We start from the raw sequence: 18648 nt of genomic DNA on the forward strand, positions 1-18648 counted from the left end.
TGACCTGCTAATCCGCGTGCAGCACGCGCCCGCGCGTCTCCGGCAGCGCGAAGGCGGCAATGAAGAACAGCACGTAAGCCACCACCGCGAACATCGCGATCGCATTCGCGAGCGACGTCGTCGCCGAGAGCGCGCCGACCAGGAATGGAAACAGCGCGCCGATGCCGCGGCCGAAATTGTAGCAGAAGCCCTGGCCGGAGCCGCGCAACCGCGTCGGATAGAGCTCGGTCAGGAACGCGCCGATCCCCGAGAAATAGCCCGAGGCGAAGAAGCCCAGCGGGAAGCCGAGCACCCACAGGATCTCGTTGGTCAGCGGCAGCTGCGTGTAGAGCAGCACCACGGCCATGGCGCCGATCGAGAAGATCAGGAACAGATTGCGCCTGCCGATGCGATCCGCGAGCCAGGCTCCGACGAGATAGCCGATGAAAGAGCCGATGATCAGCGTCGAGAGATAACCGGTCGAACCGACGATCGACAGGTGCCGCTCCTTGGTCAGGAACTGCGGCACCCAGAAGGTGACGGCGTAGTAGCCGCCCTGGCAGCCGGTCGCCATCAGCGAGGCCAGGATCGTGGTCTTCAGGATCGGGCCGGAGAAGATTTCCCAGAGCGCAGGACGATCGCCGCTCGCGGCCTGTTTTGCGCGGGCCTCGGCCGCGATCTCCGGCTCGGTGACGGAGCGGCGGATGTAGAACACCAGCAGCGCCGGCAGCGCGCCGATCACGAACATCCAGCGCCACGCCGTCTCCGGCGGCAAAGCCGAGAAGAGGATCGCCTGCGACAGTACGGCGAGACCCCAGCCGACCGCCCAGCCCGACTGCACCGAGCCGACTGCGCGTCCGCGATATTGCGGCCGGATCGCCTCGCCCATCAGCACGGCGCCCGCCGCCCACTCGCCGCCGAAGCCGAGACCGAGCACGGCGCGTGCGATCAGGAGCTGGTCGAAATTCTGCACGACCGCGCAGACCAGCGAGAAGAACGAGAACCAGATGATGGTGATCTGGAGTGTCCTGACACGTCCGATATGATCGGAGAGATAGCCGCCGAGCCAGCCGCCGATCGCGGAGGCCAGCAGCGTCACGGTGCCGGCGAGTCCGGCCGAGGCCGCATCGACCTTCCACAGCGCGATGATGGTGCCGATCACCAGCGGATAGATCATGAAGTCCATGCCGTCGAGCGCCCAGCCCGCGGCGCAGGCCCAGAACGTCCGCCGCTCCGGCGCGTTCATGTCGCGATAGAAGGCGAGAAGGCTGGTGTCTTCGATCTCCGCGCGCTCAATGCGCTGGGTCGGATCGGCTGTGCTCATGTGCGTTTCCCCGGCGGTCCCTTAAAGCTGCGCGGTGGTAGCACGCACGGCAGCCCGCGCAAGCAGGCGCGCGCTGCCGTGCCATGCAACGGCGAGACTACTGTCCCGCGGCCTCCGCGCCGCGGGTACGCGGATCGGGCGCGCCGAGTGGACCGTTCGGCGTCACGAGAATCGAATTGGCCGAGGTCTGTCCCATCGGCTCGACGATGAGGTGATCCATCGCCTTCAGCTCGAACAGCACATCGCCGGGAAAGCCACTCTCGACGCGCACCTCGTCCGGCAGCCATTGGTGATGCAGCCGTGGCGCAGCGACGGCGGCGGCCACATCCATCTTGTAGTCGAGCACGTTGACGATGACCTGGAGCACGGTCGAAATGATGCGGCTGCCGCCGGGCGAGCCCGTCACCAGCACCGGCTTGCCGTCCTTGAGCACGATGGTCGGGGACATCGAGGACAACGGCCGCTTGCCGGGTCCGGGCAGATTGGGCTCGAAACCGACGAGGCCGTAGGCGTTGGAAGCGCCGACCGCGGCGGTGAAATCGTCGAGCTCGTTGTTGAGCAGCACGCCGGTTCCGTCGGCAACGAGGCCGACGCCATAGCTGAAATTCAGCGTGGTGGTGTTGCTGACGGCATTGCCGCCGGCATCGACGACGGAAAAGTGCGTGGTGTTGGTGCCCTCGCGCGGCGCGGGAGGGGCGGAGACGAGCTGCTTCGACGGCGTAGCGCGCTCGGTGGAGATGCCGGCGCGCAGCTTGGCGGCGTAGTCCTTTGCAGTAAGCGTGTCGATCGGTGCATTGACGAAGGCGGGATCGCCGAGATAGCGCGCACGATCCGCATAGGCGCGCTTCATGGCTTCGATCAGCAGATGCAGCGAAGCGGGCGACCCCTGTTTCAGATCGGCCAGCTGAAAGCCCTCGAGGATGTTGAGCGTCTCCACCAGAACCACGCCGCCGGAGGAAGGCAGCGGCATCGAGACGATGTCGTAGCCGCGATAGGTGCCGCGCACCGGGGCACGGATCACGGCCTGATAGGATTTCAGATCGGCCGGCGTCATGATGCCGCCGGCGTCAGTCACGGCCTTGGCGAGCTTGTCCGCGATCGGTCCCTCATAGAAGCCGCGTGGCCCCTGAGCGGCGACGGCCGACAGCGTTTCGGCGAGATCGCTCTGCACCAGCCTGTCGCCTTCGCCGAGGGGCGTGCCGTCGGGGCGCGAGAAGATCCTGGCCGACGACGGCCAGCGCGCCAGCCGCCGGTGCCAACCCGGCAGCGTGTCGGCAACGTCGTCGGTGACGACAAAACCGTCGCGGGCGAGCCCAATCGCGGGCTCGAGCAGCTGTGCCAGCGTGAACCGGCCCGAGCCGTATTTTTCCAAGGCCAGCACAAGACCTGCGACGGTGCCGGGCACGCCGACGCCGAGCGCGGAATCCCGCGACTTCGCCGCATCGGGCTTGCCGTCAGCGCCGAGGAAGATCTGCGAGGTGGTCGCAGCCGGCGCGGTCTCGCGATAGTCGATCGTGATGTCCTCGTTGCGCTCGGCCGAATGGATCACCATGAATCCGCCGCCGCCGATATTGCCGGCGCGCGGATACGTCACGGCCATGGCAAAGCCGGTGGCGACCGCGGCATCGACCGCGTTGCCGCCGCGGCGCAGGATGTCGGCGCCGACTTGCGCCGATATCCTTTCCTGCGCCACCACCATGCCGTGCTCGGACGGAACGGCGTGCACCGTGTCGAGCGCGGGTGGGACATAGGCTCGCCGTGCATCCTGTGCGGTGGCAGACGCAAAACCAAACGCCAGAGTGGCAATGAAGGCGAAAAATGTCCGCCGTGTCGGATATGACGACATCATCAAGCTTCCGTCGCGGCCTCAGGCCAGTTCCCACGCGTCGCTTCAATGCTATACGCTTTGCCCCAACAGAGGCAAAACTGTTCGTGATGGGGACTGGAATATGACGACGATCGCCTCGGATGCGCGCTTGGCCGGCGCGCAGCGAACCTATCCGCCGCGCGCCGCCGTTATCAGCTGGATCTTCTTCGATTGGGCCGCGCAGCCTTATTTCACGCTGATCACGACCTTTGTTTTCGCACCCTATTTCGCCACCAGCATTGCGCCAGATGCCGCCACCGGCCAGTCGTTGTGGGGCTTTGCGATGGCGGCCGCAGGCCTCGCGATCGCGCTGATGTCGCCGGTGCTCGGCGCCATTGCCGATGCCTCGGGCCGCAGGAAGCCGTGGATCGCGGGATTCGGCGCACTGCTGGTGCTGGCGGCCTGCACGCTGTGGATCGGCAAGCCCGGCGATCCCGCCATCATTGCGCCGCTGCTCACGGCGGTCGCGCTCGCCAGCGTCGGCGCGGAATTCGCCACCGTCTTCAACAACGCGATGATGCCGACCCTGGTGCCGCCTGAGCGGATCGGCCGGCTCTCCGGCACCGGCTGGGCCACGGGTTACATCGGCGGCATCGTCAGCCTCGTCATCGTGCTCGGCTTCCTCGCCGCCAATCCCGAGACCGGCCGCACGCTGCTCGGCTTCAAGCCGCTGTTCGGGCTCGATCCGGTCAGCCATCAGGGCGATCGCATCGTGGGACCGCTGACCGGGCTGTGGTTCATCATCTTCGTGACACCGTTATTCCTGTTCACGCCGGATTATCCGGCGAAGCATCCGGTGCGCGAGGCGCTGCACGAGGGATTGTCGGATCTCAAGCAATCGATCAAGGGCCTGCCGCAGCGGAAATCGCTCGCGGCATTCCTGCTCGCCAACATGATCTACACCGACGGCCTGGTGTCGCTGTTCGCGTTCGGCGGCATCTATGCCGCCGGCACCTTCGGCTGGCACACGATCCAGATCGGCACCTTCGGCATCATGCTCGCGATTGCCGGCGCCCTTGGCGCATGGCTTGGCGGCAAGCTCGACGATGGTCTCGGGCCGAAGCGCGTCATCGCCGGCAGCCTGCTTGTTCTGTTGCTGGCGGTGGCGGCGATTCTTCTGGTCGACAAGGACAGCGTCCTGTTCGTCAAGGTTGCGCCGCCTCTTCCGGGCGCGCCCCTGTTCTCGAGCGCGGCCGAGCGCGCTTATCTCGTTTTGGGTTGTCTCATCGGCGCTGCCGGCGGCCCGCTTCAGGCCGCCTCGCGCACTCTACTGATCCGTCTCGCGCCGAAGGATCGCATCGCGCAGTATTTCGGCCTGTTCGCGCTGACGGGGAAGGTAACGTCCTTCATCGGCCCGCTGCTGATCGGCATGATCACCGCGGTGACGGCGAGCCAGAAGGCCGGCATGGCCGTGCTGGTGGTGTTCTTCGTCGCGGGGCTGGGGTTGTTGATGCGGGTACGGGATTAGTGGCGTAGCCCGGATGGAGCGAAGCGCAATCCGGGGCCGCTGTTGCTGAGACGTGAAACCCGGATTTCGCTGCGCTCCATCCGGGCTACGCAAATCGCGTTAGTGCCGGAAGTGCCGCGTGCCCGTGAATACCATGGCGATGCCGTGCTCATCGGCGGCCTTGATCACCTCGTCGTCGCGCATGGAGCCGCCGGGCTGCACCACGGCGGTGGCGCCGGCCTCGATGCAGGCGAGCATGCCGTCGGCGAACGGGAAGAACGCATCCGACGCCACCACCGAGCCCTTGGTGAGCGGCTCGGCGAGCTTGAGCTCATTGGCCGCGTCCTGCGCCTTGCGCGCTGCGATCCGCGCTGAATCCACCCGGCTCATCTGGCCCGCGCCGATGCCGACGGTGGCGAGATCCTTGGCGTAGATGATGGTGTTGGACTTGACGTGCTTTGCCACGCGGAACGCGAATTTCAGATCGCGCATCTCGGCGTCGGTGGGCGCACGTTTGGTCACGACCTTGAAGGTCATGTCGTCGACCACCGCGTTGTCGCGGCTCTGCACGAGCAGACCACCGGCGACGGTCTTGGCGGTGAGGCCGGGCGCGCGCGGATCGGGCAGGCTGCCGGCGAGCAGCAGGCGCAGATTCTTGCGCGCGCCGATGATGGCGATCGCCTCCTCGCTGGCATCGGGCGCGATGATCACTTCGGTGAAGATTTTTGTGATCTCGCGCGCGGTGTCGGCATCGAGCGCGCGATTCATCGCGATGATGCCGCCGAAAGCCGAGGTGGAATCGCAGGCCAGCGCCTTGCGATAGGCGCTGACGAGATCGGAGCCTTCGGCAACGCCGCATGGATTGGCGTGCTTGACGATGACGCAGGCCGCGGTGCGCTTGGCGTCGAACTCGCCGATGCACTCATAGGCCGCATCGGTGTCGTTGATGTTGTTGTAGGAGAGCTCCTTGCCCTGGAGCTGGCGTGCGGTCGAGACGCCTGGCCGCTTGTCGGGCGTCGCATAGAACGCCGCGGTCTGGTGCGGGTTCTCGCCATAGCGCAGCGACTGGATCAGTCTGCCGCCGAAGGCGCGGAAGTCGGGCGCGTCGATTTCGAGCTGGCGGTTGAACCAGTTCGAGATCGCGGCGTCATACGCGCCGGTGCGCGCATAGGCCTTTGCGGCAAGCCGCCGGCGCAGTTTCAACGTCGTCGATCCGTTGTTGGCGGCGAGCTCGTCGAGCACGGCCTTGTAGTCCTCGGCCTCGACCACGACGGCGACGTCGTCATGGTTCTTCGCCGCGGCGCGGATCATCGCGGGGCCGCCGATGTCGATGTTCTCGATGCAATCCTCGAAGCCCGCGCCTTTGTCGACGGTCGCTTCGAACGGATACAGGTTGACGACCAGGAGATCGATCGGCGCGATGCCGTGCGCCTTCATCGCCTCCGCATGTTCCTTGTTGTCGCGGATCGCGAGCAGGCCGCCATGCACCTTCGGATGCAGCGTCTTGACGCGGCCGTCCATCATCTCGGGGAAGCCGGTGAGGTCGGAAACGTCCTTCACCTTGAGGCCGGCCGCGGCGATCGCCTTGGCGGTGCCGCCGGTCGAGACCAGCTCGACATCGTGCGCGGCAAGCGCCTTTGCGAACTCGATCAGGCCGGTCTTGTCGGAGACGGAGAGAAGAGCACGGGTGACGCGGCGGGGATGGTCAGTCATGAGCAAGATCCTCTGTCTTAAGGAGTGTCTATGCCCAGGCGCGCGGCTTCTATATCTCGCGCTTCCCGATGGTGCTCCATCCAAGGTCGCCAGTCGCGCGAGCGAGGGCTCGATAGCAGCTTTCGGCCGTTTTCACAACGATGAGATGGGGCCGAATCGTGCGCGTTTACAGCGGAAGTTCCGGCTCGCGCCGGGCGTTGCGGCGGGCATTGGTGACCGCAGGCGATGCAGTGGAGCGGACGAAGCTCCAGCGGATCGACGGCGCCTGCCGCGCATCCTGCCGGATCACGATCTGCGCGGTGCGGCGCGGGCCGTCATTGCCGGCCAGGAACACGCTGTCCTCGAGGTCGACCTTGTCGTCCAGCGCCTCGAAGGTCCAGACGTCGCGGTTCGGCAGCACCAGCATGACGCCACGGGCATCCGACAGCCGGCTCGCCTTCACCGCCGGATGCAGATGGAAGCGCAGCGCGAAATCGGCATCCGCGCCCTTGAAGCGTCCGCCCTGCGGCGGCGACAGCGTGTCCTCGCCGTCGATGCGTGCGCCGTCATTGGCGATCATCAGCACACGGCGATGGATCGCGCCGAACTTCGCGAGATAGCCGTCATGCGAGGTCGTGAGCAGCGTGCCGTTCTGAACGATCTCGCGATAGCTCTCGACCTCGACGGGGCCGCTGGTGACGGGTGAACCGTGCAGGAGGCGCTTCATCGCCGACATCTCGACGAACTGGCATGAGGACGTCTCGTGATAGGTCAGCGTCGAATGCGCCGCGGTGCCGCGTGCGAACGGCCGCCAATTGTCGCGGCCCGTGGTCGGCATGCCGCAATTGGTGACGATGCGGCTGATGCCGGAAGACAATTCGAACGATAGGCAGCCGGCATGGGCGTCGTGGCTGACGCCGGCCGGCGGCGGCGGGCCGGTGTCGATGATCAGCGTGGTCTGGCCGGCGTCGAGACGCTGGAAGCCGGTATGCGGCATGTTCGCCATCGGCGCGCCGTGGGTGTCGTCATAGGCGAGCAGCGTGGCGAGGAGGTCCGAAGGCGTCGCGCTCATGCCGTTGAACAACGCGAAATTGCCGTCGCCGTGCCGGAAGAAGCGCAGCATCGGCATCATGCGGTCGATCGCATTGAGCAGCGCCGGCGGCGGCGCGATGTTGCGCGCGGCAAAGGTCTGCCGCAGCGGCAACAGGTCGATCAAGAGCTCGATCAGCGCGCCCGGATTGCGCGAGATGTGGCCGCCATCGGGCAGGATCTGCCGCTGCAACTCGTCCGAGAGCTTTTTCGAGGCACTGCGGATCTGTCCCGCCTGGTTGGCAAGGCACAGCGCCGCGTAGCACAGCGCGATCAGCACCTGGAGCTTCGGCACCCCGTCGGGCATGTTGACCATGGTGTAGCGCAGGAGGCGGATCTCCCGCGCCAGCGCCCGCAGATAGCGGCGGTAGAATTTGTTGTCGGTGTCGTTGAGCACCAGCGGCGCCTGCGACAGCAGCGAGATCACACGCCGCGCCAGCACGTCGGCACGCCGCGCGACGGCGCGGCGCTTGTTGGCGGGGTTGGCGATCCAGTCTTCGACCAGCGCGCGCGCATTGGCCCGCGTCAGCGCGGTGTCGGCGGCGCGCAGATGGCGCAGCCAGCCGAAGCCGAGCAGCGCGACCTCCCAGTCTTCCGACGGCGGTTCGAGATCGAAGATCGAGCGGCCGTGGCAATTGACGATCTTGCCGGCGAAGACGAAGCGGCCGGCATAGATCTCTGCGGCGCGGGTCGCATCCGCGGTGCGCAGGTCATGCGGCGCGATGATCAGCCGGTCGGTACGGCCGGGCCAGACCCGCGACAGCGCAACGGAACCGCCGCTCGCGCGCGCGAGCATGTTCCGCGCGAAGCGGTTCATCACCAGCGTCGAGATACGTCTGCGTTGAGCGACCGACACGCCTTGCCTTGAAGGGGGAGAGGATGAACGACGAATCCTTCTTAATCCCAAAATCGGACGTCTGACACCATCTTGAAGCGTCGCGAATCAGCGCTGGCGCAAAAACCGGTGCAAAATCAGGATTTAACGAGCCGGGCTGCGTAGAAACCGTCGAGCCCGCCGAGCTTGGGATCGGCGTTCGGCAGGTGGCTGGGCAGCGTGCGCAGGTCGCCTTCCGTGGTGATGATCTCGCTGAGCCCCGAGACCTCGGAAGCTTCGATCGGCACGCGGCGCAGGCCGCCCTCCGTGGCCAGCAGCGCCGCGATCGCCTGCTCGCCCTCTTCGGGTTCCAGCGAACAGGTGCAGTAGACCAGCGTCCCGCCCGGCTTGAGCAGCGAGACGGATTTCTTCAGCAGCCGCTGCTGGAGCGCGGTCAGGGCGGCGACGTCGGATTCCTGCCGGAGCCAGGCAACGTCGGGATGGCGCCGGATCGTGCCGGTCGATGTGCAGGGCGCATCGATCAGGATGCCGTCAAAGCCCTCGGCAGGGCCGGCCCATTCCACGGCGTCGGCGACGACAGTCTCGGCCTGGAGCGACAGCCGCGTCAGATTCTCGCGCAGACGCGCCACCCGGGCGGGTGAGCGGTCGATCGCCGTGACATGCGCGCCGGCCTGTGCCAGTTGCGCGGTCTTGCCGCCCGGGGCGGCGCAGAGATCGGCAATGGACTTGCCTTTGATGTCGCCAAATAGCCGAGCCGGCAACGCGGCGGCGGCATCTTGCACCCACCATTGCCCCTCGGTGAAGCCGGGCAGCATGGTCACGGCGCCGTGCAGCACCGTGCGCACCGATCCGGTCGGCAGCACTTCACCGTGCAGCCGGCTCGCCCATTGCGCGGCGTCCGACTTCACGGTGAGATCGAGCGAGGGCTCGTGGCCGAGCGCCAGCGCCATGTCCCTCGCGGTCGCCTCGCCGTAATGCGCGCTCCAGCGCGCGAGCAGCCAGGGCGGCAGGTCCAGCGATTGCGTGGCAACTTCATCCACCAGCGCCTTGCCCTCGCGCGCGCAGCGGCGCAGCACGGCATTGACGAGGCCGGCATAACGCGCGGCACGCCGGTCGGATTGGACAAGGCGGACGGAGAGATCGACCGCGGCGTGATCGGGCACGTCCATCCAGAGGATCTGGGCGGCGCCGATCAGGAGTGCGCTCTGCGCGCGCGGCGCTTCGGAGGGAATGCCCTTGTCGAGCAAGCGGGACAGCACATGGCCGAGCGTGCCGAGCCGACGCAGTACGGTCGCGACCAGGCGGCGCATCAGCGCGCGGTCGCGGTCGGCGAGCGTCTTCAATCCGGGATGGGCACCGCTGCCGTCGAGCTGATCGTCAAGCGTACGGTGCTTGTGCAGCACGCCGTCGACGATGTCAGCGGCGATCCGCCGCGCCGCGAGACCGGGCACTTCGGACGGAGGAGCGAAACGTTGAGATGGCATGCGGCTTAAGGTTCTTGGCGAGCGGCAGTTCCGCCGCAATGGGCGCATGCCTCGAGAGACCTATCTCTGGCATGCGAATATGCCAAATGTAAGAATGGCCTCTCGCGTTTACAGCCCGCCATGACCATCTCAGCAATGCGTTATTGGACGTCGCACACCCCGTGATCCTGCGCTAGGAACCGCCGAGATGAGTGACCAGCCCCCCGTTCCCGATCGCAAGCCGCTCCCGCCGGCCGCCCAGCGCGCGCTGGCCGAGGCGGAAGCGCGCCGGCAGGCTGCTGCTGCCCACGCCGCGGCGGCGCCGAAGGAATTGCAGGGACCGAAGGGACCTGAGCCCACCCGCTACGGCGATTGGGAGCGCAAAGGTATCGCCTCGGACTTTTGAGGCTGGCGCTTGAAGCTGGCTTTTGAGGCTATCTTGCCGGATCGCCCGACTCAGCCCTAGCGTGCGCGGATGCCGCGTTTCGATCCCAGCCATCCATACCGGCCCTCATACAGTGGTTCGCCGTTCGGCCGTCACTTCTCGGGGCTGTTGCCGTGGATGTTCGTGGTCGCAATCGTGGTGGCCGTCGTGCTTACGTTCCGGCACGGGATGAACTGGCCCTTCCCGCATGCGATCGACGGTCAATCGCGAGATGCCCAGATCATTTTGCAGCAGGCCAATCCGGACATCCGTCAGCCGGTCGACGTCATTCGCACGATCGACGGCGATACCTTTCTCGCTCGCGTGCACCAGCGCGACGGACGCGTTCTCGTTGCGCGCGTTCGCCTGCGCGGTATCGATGCGCCGGAGATGAAGGCATCCTGCCAGGATGAATTGGACAAGGCTCAAGCGGCGACCGGCGCGCTGCGCGATCTGCTCGGCCAGGGCGGCGTGACGATCACCAATCTTGGCCCCGACAAATACGGCCGCGTTCTCGCCAACGTCGCGACGAAGCGAACCGCGGACGTATCTGCCGCGTTGCTCGCCGGCGGTTACGCGCGCAGCTACAACGGCGGCCATCGCGACGGCTGGTGCGCGCGCGGCTGGCGCTTCTGGTAACAAAAAGCCGCGTCGAAAGACGCGGCTCTTGCTTGCCTGATCCCGGCGATCAGCGCGTCACGACCACCGTCGTGCCGACCGAGACGCGGCTGTAGAGATCGGTGATGTCGTCGTTGAGCATGCGGATGCAGCCATAGGAGACGAAGCCGCCGACCGAGCCCGGCACATTGGTGCCGTGGATGGCATATTCGCCGCCGGCCAGCGTCATCGCCGCAACGCCCATCGGGTTGCGCGGCGAGCCGCCCGGAATGACGTCCGGGATGCTGGGCTTGTCGCGCTTCACTTCCGCAGGCGGCGACCAAGCCGGGTTGATATATTTGCCGTCGATGCGGGTGGTGCCGGCCCATTGCTTGCCGGACTTGCCGACACCGACCGGATAGCGCACGGCGTGGCCGTTATCGAGGATGAGATAGAGCCGCCGCTCGTTGGTTTTGACCACGATGGTGCCCGGCGAATAGTCGGCCAGGTGCGTCCCCACCATTTCCGGCCGCGCCTCTGCGGCCGTCGACGTCAAGACCCCTGCCCCGATGGTGGCGGCGAGCGCCACAGCAATCCTTACCGACATCAATTTTTCCTCTGCCCCGAACGGATCGTCCAAAACTACGCAGCACCGGCAATTGCCCGCTTGCCCGGATATTCTTAACCGCGCCTGTTAACCGGATGGTTTCCACGCGCGGCCGCCAAGGGCCCGCCAGCACGCGGAACAAAGAAAATGTTCGAAATAAAGTAAATGACAAGAAAACAACACTTGGCTGGAAAGACGCGGGCGCGACGGATCGCGCCCTGACAAGTGCGTGAGGGTGTGAACGGCTGTTATTTCGGGGGGGCTCTGTGTCCCGGACGCGCTGCAGCGCCTTGGCGCTGCTGCGCAGAGCCGGGACCCGGGAGGCCACACGCTCTGCCATTGGATCGGCCCCGGCTCTGCAGCGCACCGCTGAAGAAGCGCTGCGCCGCGTCCGGGGCACGAGAGCGTGCCTTACGCCGACTTCTTGTTCTGCCGGTTCTTCACGAGGTCGTCGACCACCGCCGGATCGGCGAGCGTCGAGGTATCGCCGAGGCTGCCCGGCTCGTCCTCGGCGATCTTGCGCAGGATGCGGCGCATGATCTTGCCGGAGCGGGTTTTGGGCAGGCCGGGCGAGAACTGGATCTGGTCGGGCGCGGCGATCGGGCCGATCTCCTTGCGCACCCAGGTGACGAGCTCCTTGCGCAATTCGTCGCTCGGCTCGACGCCGGCCATCAGGGTGACATAGGCGTAGATGCCCTGGCCCTTGATGTCGTGCGGGTAACCGACCACGGCGGCCTCAGACACCTTCTCGTGTGCGACCAGCGCGCTTTCGACTTCCGCGGTCCCCATGCGGTGGCCGGAGACGTTGATGACGTCGTCGACGCGGCCGGTGATCCAGTAATAGCCGTCGGCATCGCGCCGGCAGCCGTCGCCGGTGAAATACTTGCCCTTGTAGGTCGAGAAATAGGTTTGCTCGAAGCGGGCGTGATCGCCATAGACCGTGCGCATCTGGCCCGGCCATGACCGCGTCAGGCAGAGATTGCCTGATGTCTCGCCGTCCAGCACCTTGCCGTCGGCATCGACGATCTCAGGCACGACGCCGAAGAACGGCTGCGTCGCCGAGCCCGGCTTCAGCTTGGTCGCGCCCGGCAGCGGCGTGATCAGGATGCCGCCGGTCTCGGTCTGCCACCAGGTGTCGACGATCGGGCAGCGGTCGTCGCCGACGACGCGGTGATACCACTCCCAGGCTTCGGGATTGATCGGCTCGCCGACCGAGCCAAGCAGCCGGAGGCTTGCGCGCGACGTCTTCTTCACGGGCTCGTCGCCGCTCTGCATCAGTGCGCGGATCGCGGTCGGCGCGGTGTAGAAGATGTTGACCTTGTGCTTGTCGATCACGTTCCAGAAGCGGGAATTGTCCGGGTAATTCGGCACGCCCTCGAACATCAGCGTGGTCGCGCCGTTCGCCAGCGGCCCATAGAGGATGTAGCTATGTCCGGTGACCCAGCCGACGTCGGCGGTGCACCAGTAGATGTCGCCGTCGTGATAGTCGAAGACGTATTGATGCGTCATCGCGGCGAATACGAGATAGCCGCCCGAGGTGTGCAGCACGCCCTTGGGCTGGCCGGTCGAGCCCGACGTATAGAGGATGAACAGCGGATCCTCGGCGTGCATGTGCTCGGCCCGGCATTCCGTCGTCACCATCTTGGCGGCGTCGTGATACCAGAGATCGCGCGACGGATTCATCTCGACCGTGCCGCCGGTGCGCTTGACAACGACGACCCAGTCGACGCCATCAGCCTTGGCGAGCGCTGCGTCGACATTGGCCTTCAGCGGCACCTTCTTGCCGCCGCGCAGACCTTCGTCCGCGGTGATGATCACCTTGGACTGGCAGTCGTTGATGCGCTGGGCGAGGCTGTCCGGCGAGAAGCCCGCGAACACCACGGAGTGGATCGCGCCGATCCGCGCGCAGGCCAGCATCGCGTAGGCCGCTTCGGGAATCATCGGCAGGTAGATGGTGACGCGGTCGCCCTTCTTGACGTTGCGGGTGCGCAGGATGTTGGCCATCCGGCAGACCTCGTCGTGCAGCTCCTTGTAGGTGATGTGTCTGGATTGCGAGGGATCGTCACCTTCCCAGATGATCGCGGTCTGGTTGGCGCGCGTATGAAGATGCCGGTCGATGCAGTTCCAGGCGACGTTGAGGATTCCGTCCTCGAACCATTTGATCGAGATGTTGCCGGGCGCGAAGGAGACGTTCTCGATCTTCGTCGGCGCGTGCATCCAGTCGATACGCTTGGCCTGCTCCGCCCAGAACGCGTTCGGGTCCGAGATCGAGCGGGCGTACATGTCCTTGTACTTGGCCTGGTCGATCCAGGCGCGCTTGGCCCATTCCGCGGGGACGTCGTAGGTCTTCTCGGACATGCTTCCCTCCAGATACGGCAAGCCGAGCCCAGGTGACTGGCGAGCCGACGTCATCATTGAACCGATTATGCGTCCGCCTAACCGGACCCGACAAGGAGCACAAGCTGGACCTTCGACGAGCAGGCGGCCATGCGGAAGATCAACGCCGCCTGGCGCGACTGTCGCAGATCTGAAACAGGCCGGCGCTGCTTTCCAGGCCTTTACCAAGACGCCGGAAGAGGCCTGTGCAGGGCGCCCATGCGCCGCAGGAGGTATTTAGAAACCGTCTGTCACTGATTCGGGACTCGCAATGCGGTTCGGAACACCCTAAATGGCCAACCCGGGTCCAACGAGACCGTCCAAGAGACCCTTGGAACAAAAATCAGAACAGCGGCATTGACCGATAACAGACAGGGCTAAGGCTTAAGACTATGATGGATCAGCAGAATCTCGGGACGATGCGGCTCGCTTCGGCCGATCCTGCTGCTGTCGCGCTGGCCAAAGCCCTCGGACAATGGCCGAAACCGGCCGGTTCCGCCCGTCTCAGCCCGAAAAAGGTCTTCGACACCGCGCCTGCGACCTCGGTTGAGGCGATCGCCAAGGAGCTGGGCCTGCGGCTCGGCGACCAGAACGAGCTGACTATCCGGCGCATCAAGCGCGGCAAGGGCTATTCCTTCGTCCGTCCCAACGGCGCGCATATCCGCGACGCCCGCACTATCCGCCGGCTGCACGCCATGGCGGTGCCGCCGGCCTATCGCCAGGTGCGCTACTCGGCCGATCCGAGCTCGCATCTCCAGGCGGTGGGACGCGATGCCGCGGGCCGGCTGCAATACCGCTACCACGCCGATTGGGAAAAGGTCCGCGAGCACCGCAAGGCGCACCGGCTGGAAAAGCTCGTCGGCGCGCTGCCAAAGATCCGGCGCAAGGTCTCCGCGTTCCTGTCGGGTGACGAGCCGACGCGTGAATTCGCACTCTCGGCCGTGATCGAGCTAATCGCGCGCACCGCGATCCGTCCCGGCAACGAATCCTATGCCCGCCTCAACGGCACCCGCGGTGCCACCACGATGCTGAAGTCGAACGTTACGCTCGAGGACGATTCCTTCGTGCTGACCTTCAAGGCCAAGGGCGGCAAGGCGGTGCGCAAGGAGTGCGACGCGGCCAAGCTGGTACGTGCCATCGGGATCCTGAACGGCGTTCCCGGCAAGCGCATGTTCCAGTATCGCGACGCCTACGGCATCGTGCGCGCGGTCAGCACCACGCAGGTGAACGCGTTTCTGCGCGAGATCGCCGGCATCAAGATTTCGCTGAAGGATTTTCGCACCCTGATGGCGTCCGCAGTGGTGGTGGAATCGCTGTCGCGGATCACGCCGGCGACCAGCCAGCGCGGCCGCAAGAAGCAGGTGCTGGACGCGATCCGCGCCGCAGCCGACAAGCTCTCCAACACGCCGGCGATCTGCCGCAAGAGCTACGTCCACGACACCATCGTCACCGCCTTCGAGGACGGTATCCTCGAACGCTTCGCCGCCACCATGAAGGGCCAGCGTTCGCAGGCCAGGCGCGAGCAACTTTTGCAGCAGGTGGTGGCGACCGCGGCAGTTTAAGCGGCGGTGCCGTAGGGAGGGTAAAGGCGCGAAGCGCCGTGCCCACCATTCTTCACGACATTGTTGATAGGCCGCGTGGGCACGCTTCGCTTTGCCCACCCTACGAGAGCTACATCTTGTCTGAGATACCCTTGTCCGGACCGGGATCGCCGCCCGCGGCTGCGCTCGTGAGCCGGCCCAGATAATGCGCCCATCCTTTCGCGTGCGCGGCGGCCTGTTCCTCAGTCGGGAGCCCGCTATGGGTCATGCGCAGCAGCGTGCCGCCGTCGCGCTCGATCAGGTCGATCTCGATCAGGCTCGAGCCGGGCGGCACTTCCTGACCGCCCTCCCAGCCGAACGTGTAGGCCAGACGATGCACCGGCACGACCTCGCGGAAGGTGCCGCGGCCGACGCCGCCACGCGGGCCGATGCCCTTGAGAAGATAGAGCCCGCCGGGATGCGGCTCCGTGGTCGCGTCGGAGCCCATCCAGCTCAGGATTTTCTCGGGGTCGGTCAAATAGGCGAAGACGGTGGCGCGGGGGGCTGCGATCTGGGTTTCGCGTCGCACTACGAACGGCTCGGTCATCGGCGATCATCCCTGGGCTGACACTGGCCACATGGCGGCGGTGGAGCTGTGCGTCAAGGATTGCCGTGACAAAGATGGCCGACCTTCGCCATCATCGGGCCATGCAACTCTCCCGGACCCTCGCCTGGCTCGTCGATGCCGCCTCGGATTGCCCCGGGGCCGACCGTCTGCTCGCGGAACTCGGCGCTCATCTGGTCGCCGACGGTGTGCCGCTTGCGGCAGGCAGCCTGACGTTGGAGGTGCCGCATCCGCTGATCGCGAAGCGGACCTGGCTGTGGCGCGCGGAGAACGGCCGGGTCATCGAGGCCCTCGGCTTCGCACCAAGTGGGCTGGCGCCTGACCCGCCCAATGATGCCGGTCGCCGCTGGTTGCGCGACATCGCGCGCGGCGAGGTGCACGAAGAGGTGGTCGGACGACAAGATGGGCCGCAGCTCGGCTGGATCGGGCCGCGTCCGTTCACCGCAGACGAGATCGAGCAATTGCGCCAGGCTGCGCGTTTCGCCGCGACGCCGCTGGCCGTGCTCGCTGCGCGCGCCACGTTGCGCGCGACGCTCGATGCCTATCTCGGCAAGCGCAGCGCGGAGCGGGTGCTGGCGGCGCCGTTGCGGCGCGATCTCGGCGAGACCATTCAAGCCGCGCTGCTCTATGCGGATCTGCGCAACTTCACGACCTTGTCGGAGACCACACCGCCGGCCGACGTCATCGCAGCGCTCGACGCCTGGTTCGATCGCATCGCCGGTGCTGTTCATGCCTTCGGCGGCGAGGTGCTGAAATTCATCGGCGACGGCGTGCTCGCGATCTTCCCGGTGGTCGAGGCCTCACCGCGCCGCGCCTGCGACGCCGCGCTGCGTGCCGCAGGCGCAGCCGAAGCCGGCATGGCGTATCTCAACGGGGAGCGCGGCGCTCAAGGACTGCCGCCGCTTGCGTTCGGCGCGGCCCTTCATCTCGGCGAAATACTCTGGGGCAATATCGGCGCCGCCAACAGGCTCGATTTCACGGCGATCGGTCCCGCAGTCAATCTCACCAGCCGGCTCGAGGGATTGTGCAAGCCCCTGGAACGGACCGTGCTGGTATCGGGGGCGCTGGCCGCGGAGACGGACACGCCTCTCGTCGCGCTCGGATCGCATCCGCTGCGCGGGATCGCTTCGCCATGCGAGGTGTTTACGCTGCCGGAGACGCAAGCCCGGATATCGTAACCGGATGGAGTGAAGCGCAGTGCGCTCTTGTGCGCCGTGCCCACCATTTAACGGCAAGCTCCGGTCTCGATTGGTGGGCACGCTACGCTTTGCCCACCCTACCGTTCACGTCGATGACATCCCGCCCATCTTGCAGACGAGCTTCCATTCCTCTGCGGTCACCGGCTGCACCGACAGGCGCGAATATTTCACCAGCGCCATGTCAGCGAGCTTCTTGTCCGCCTTGATCGCGGCCATCGTCACCGGCGTCTTCAAGGGCTTGTCGGCCTTGATGTCGACGCAGACGAATTTTTCGGTCTTGTCGGTCGGATCGGGATAGGCCTCCTTGATGACCTCCGCGATGCCGACGATCTCCTTGCCCTCGTTGGAATGATAGAAGAACGCCTTGTCGCCCTTCTTCATGTTCACGAGGTTCTGGCGCGCGGTGTAGTTGCGCACGCCGGTCCAGGCCTCGCCCTTGGCGCCCTTCGCCACCTGCTGGTCCCAGGACCACACCGACGGTTCGGATTTCACCAGCCAGTAGTTCATCGCGCGTCCTATCCGTTCGTCATGGCCGGGCTTGTCCCGGCCATCCACGTCTCTGCCACCAATTCAATATCAAGACGTGGATGCCCGCGACAAGCGCGGGCATGACGAGAAAGACGTCATTCCTCTGCCTTGAAGGGGCGCGTCAACAGCCCCGAGATCGCGGCGTCAATCGTGCTCCGGCCGCTCAGGATCGAAGCGACCGCTTCTGATACCGGCATCTCGATGTTGTGCGAAGCTGCGAGTTCGATCAACACAGGCGCGGTGAATTCGCCTTCGGCAAGCTTGCCCGCGGGCGGCTGCTCGCCGCGGCCCAGCGCAAGGCCGTGCGCGAGATTGCGCGATTGCGGGCTCGAGCAGGTCAGGATCAGATCGCCGAGGCCGGACAGGCCCGTGAGCGTCTCGCCGCGCGCGCCGAGTGCACGGCCGAGGCGCGTGAGTTCGGCAAAGCCGCGGGTCGTCAGCGCAGCCTGGGCGGAGGCGCCGAGCCTGCGCCCGACCGCGATGCCAACCGCGATCGCCAACACGTTCTTGGCCGCACCGCCGATCTCGACGCCGCGGACATCTGTCGTGTGATAGGGCCGGAAGGTCGCCGAGCCCAGCGCCTGCACCAGCGCGCTCGCCAGCGCTTCGTCCTTCGCCGCCAGCGTCACCGCGGTCGGCAAGCCGCGCGCGACGTCGTCGGCAAAGCTCGGGCCTGACAGGATCGCCGGCTGCGCGTGAGGTGCGGCTTCCGCGATGACGTCGGTCATGAATTTATGGGTGCCGTGCTCGATGCCTTTGGCGCAGGCGACGATCGGCACCGGCCTTGCCAGATGCGAGGACAGCATGTTGACCGCGCCGCGCAAATGCTGTGCGGGCGTCGCGATCAGCACCATGTCCGCGCGCGCGGCCTCCGCAAGCTCGTGCGTCACGACGATCTCCGGCGCCAGCCGCACGCCGGGCAGCCGCGGATTGTCGCGGGTCGAGGCGATTCGCGCGGCATGTTCGCTGTTGCGCGCCCAGAGCGTCACGTTCCGTCCGGCGCGCGCCGCGACCGTCGCCAGTGCCGTGCCCCATGCGCCCGCACCAATCACCGCGACGGACCGGAACGCCGTCAT

15 protein-coding genes and 1 riboswitch are annotated in these 18648 nt (G+C 66.2%); of the genes, 5 read left to right on the forward strand and 10 right to left on the reverse strand.

Annotated features, from left to right (window positions below; translation table 11 throughout):
- Positions 1 to 7 precede the first annotated feature (7 nt).
- Together ABIA90_RS07305 and ggt are read right to left on the reverse strand one after the other, a co-directional pair.
- Positions 8 to 1303, reverse strand: a complete 1296-nt coding sequence (locus tag ABIA90_RS07305) for an MFS transporter (protein ID WP_063980311.1) — start codon at positions 1301 to 1303, stop codon at positions 8 to 10.
- A gap of 97 nt (positions 1304 to 1400) precedes the next feature.
- Entirely contained in the window at positions 1401 to 3152 is a 1752-nt protein-coding gene (gene ggt / locus ABIA90_RS07310; protein ID WP_354118409.1) for a gamma-glutamyltransferase, read from the reverse strand.
- 100 nt (positions 3153 to 3252) lie between these two features.
- Here ggt and ABIA90_RS07315 point away from each other — a divergent pair, with 100 nt between their 5' ends.
- Complete coding sequence (locus ABIA90_RS07315; protein WP_354118410.1) at positions 3253 to 4638, forward strand: MFS transporter; 1386 nt, start codon at positions 3253 to 3255, stop codon at positions 4636 to 4638.
- Between the two features lie 99 nt (positions 4639 to 4737).
- On the opposite strand, the gene purH is transcribed toward ABIA90_RS07315, so the two are convergent.
- The 3 genes from purH to ABIA90_RS07330 form a co-directional block, all read right to left on the reverse strand.
- The gene (gene purH, locus ABIA90_RS07320; RefSeq protein WP_354118411.1) at positions 4738 to 6330 is read right to left on the reverse strand and encodes a bifunctional phosphoribosylaminoimidazolecarboxamide formyltransferase/IMP cyclohydrolase; all 1593 of its coding nucleotides are present in this window, start codon (positions 6328 to 6330) and stop codon (positions 4738 to 4740) included.
- 25 nt (positions 6331 to 6355) lie between these two features.
- Positions 6356 to 6437: riboswitch (ZMP/ZTP riboswitch) on the reverse strand.
- A 59-nt stretch (positions 6438 to 6496) separates the two neighbouring features.
- Positions 6497 to 8215 carry a heparinase II/III family protein gene (locus ABIA90_RS07325; RefSeq protein WP_071917017.1) on the reverse strand — a complete coding sequence of 573 codons (1719 nt, stop codon included), beginning with the start codon at positions 8213 to 8215 and terminating at the stop codon, positions 6497 to 6499.
- Between the two features lie 155 nt (positions 8216 to 8370).
- Positions 8371 to 9717, reverse strand: a complete 1347-nt coding sequence (locus ABIA90_RS07330) for an RsmB/NOP family class I SAM-dependent RNA methyltransferase (protein ID WP_063980316.1) — start codon at positions 9715 to 9717, stop codon at positions 8371 to 8373.
- A gap of 187 nt (positions 9718 to 9904) precedes the next feature.
- On the opposite strand from ABIA90_RS07330, the gene ABIA90_RS07335 reads away from it, so the two are divergent.
- Complete coding sequence (locus ABIA90_RS07335; RefSeq protein WP_028151091.1) at positions 9905 to 10102, forward strand: DUF1674 domain-containing protein; 198 nt, start codon at positions 9905 to 9907, stop codon at positions 10100 to 10102.
- Positions 10103 to 10171: 69 nt separating this feature from the next.
- Positions 10172 to 10759 carry a thermonuclease family protein gene (locus ABIA90_RS07340; RefSeq protein WP_135213931.1) on the forward strand — a complete coding sequence of 196 codons (588 nt, stop codon included), beginning with the start codon at positions 10172 to 10174 and terminating at the stop codon, positions 10757 to 10759.
- 49 nt (positions 10760 to 10808) lie between these two features.
- Here ABIA90_RS07340 and ABIA90_RS07345 read toward each other — a convergent pair whose 3' ends face one another.
- Both ABIA90_RS07345 and acs read right to left on the reverse strand, forming a co-directional pair.
- On the reverse strand, positions 10809 to 11324 hold the full coding sequence (locus tag ABIA90_RS07345; protein ID WP_166347026.1) for a L,D-transpeptidase: 516 nt from the start codon (positions 11322 to 11324) through the stop codon (positions 10809 to 10811).
- Between the two features lie 411 nt (positions 11325 to 11735).
- A complete protein-coding gene (gene acs, locus ABIA90_RS07350) occupies positions 11736 to 13682 on the reverse strand; it encodes an acetate--CoA ligase (protein WP_166105020.1) in 1947 nt (648 codons plus the stop codon).
- Between the two features lie 410 nt (positions 13683 to 14092).
- Here acs and ABIA90_RS07355 point away from each other — a divergent pair, with 410 nt between their 5' ends.
- Positions 14093 to 15262, forward strand: a complete 1170-nt coding sequence (locus ABIA90_RS07355; protein ID WP_063980320.1) for a DNA topoisomerase IB — start codon at positions 14093 to 14095, stop codon at positions 15260 to 15262.
- A 109-nt stretch (positions 15263 to 15371) separates the two neighbouring features.
- Here the strand turns inward: ABIA90_RS07355 and ABIA90_RS07360 are convergent, their stop codons facing one another.
- Positions 15372 to 15827, reverse strand: coding sequence for an SRPBCC family protein (locus tag ABIA90_RS07360; protein WP_354118412.1), 456 nt, complete (start codon positions 15825 to 15827; stop codon positions 15372 to 15374).
- Positions 15828 to 15928: 101 nt separating this feature from the next.
- On the opposite strand from ABIA90_RS07360, the gene ABIA90_RS07365 reads away from it, so the two are divergent.
- On the forward strand, positions 15929 to 17023 hold the full coding sequence (locus ABIA90_RS07365) for an adenylate/guanylate cyclase domain-containing protein (protein ID WP_247344390.1): 1095 nt from the start codon (positions 15929 to 15931) through the stop codon (positions 17021 to 17023).
- Positions 17024 to 17128: 105 nt separating this feature from the next.
- Here the strand turns inward: ABIA90_RS07365 and ABIA90_RS07370 are convergent, their stop codons facing one another.
- A complete protein-coding gene (locus tag ABIA90_RS07370; protein ID WP_354118861.1) occupies positions 17129 to 17551 on the reverse strand; it encodes an EVE domain-containing protein in 423 nt (140 codons plus the stop codon).
- A 116-nt stretch (positions 17552 to 17667) separates the two neighbouring features.
- Positions 17668 to 18648, reverse strand: coding sequence for an NAD(P)H-dependent glycerol-3-phosphate dehydrogenase (locus tag ABIA90_RS07375; protein ID WP_354118413.1), 981 nt, complete (start codon positions 18646 to 18648; stop codon positions 17668 to 17670).

The organism is Bradyrhizobium sp. LA6.8 (genome assembly GCF_040547935.1).
Taxonomy (GTDB): Bacteria; Pseudomonadota; Alphaproteobacteria; order Rhizobiales; family Xanthobacteraceae; genus Bradyrhizobium; species Bradyrhizobium barranii.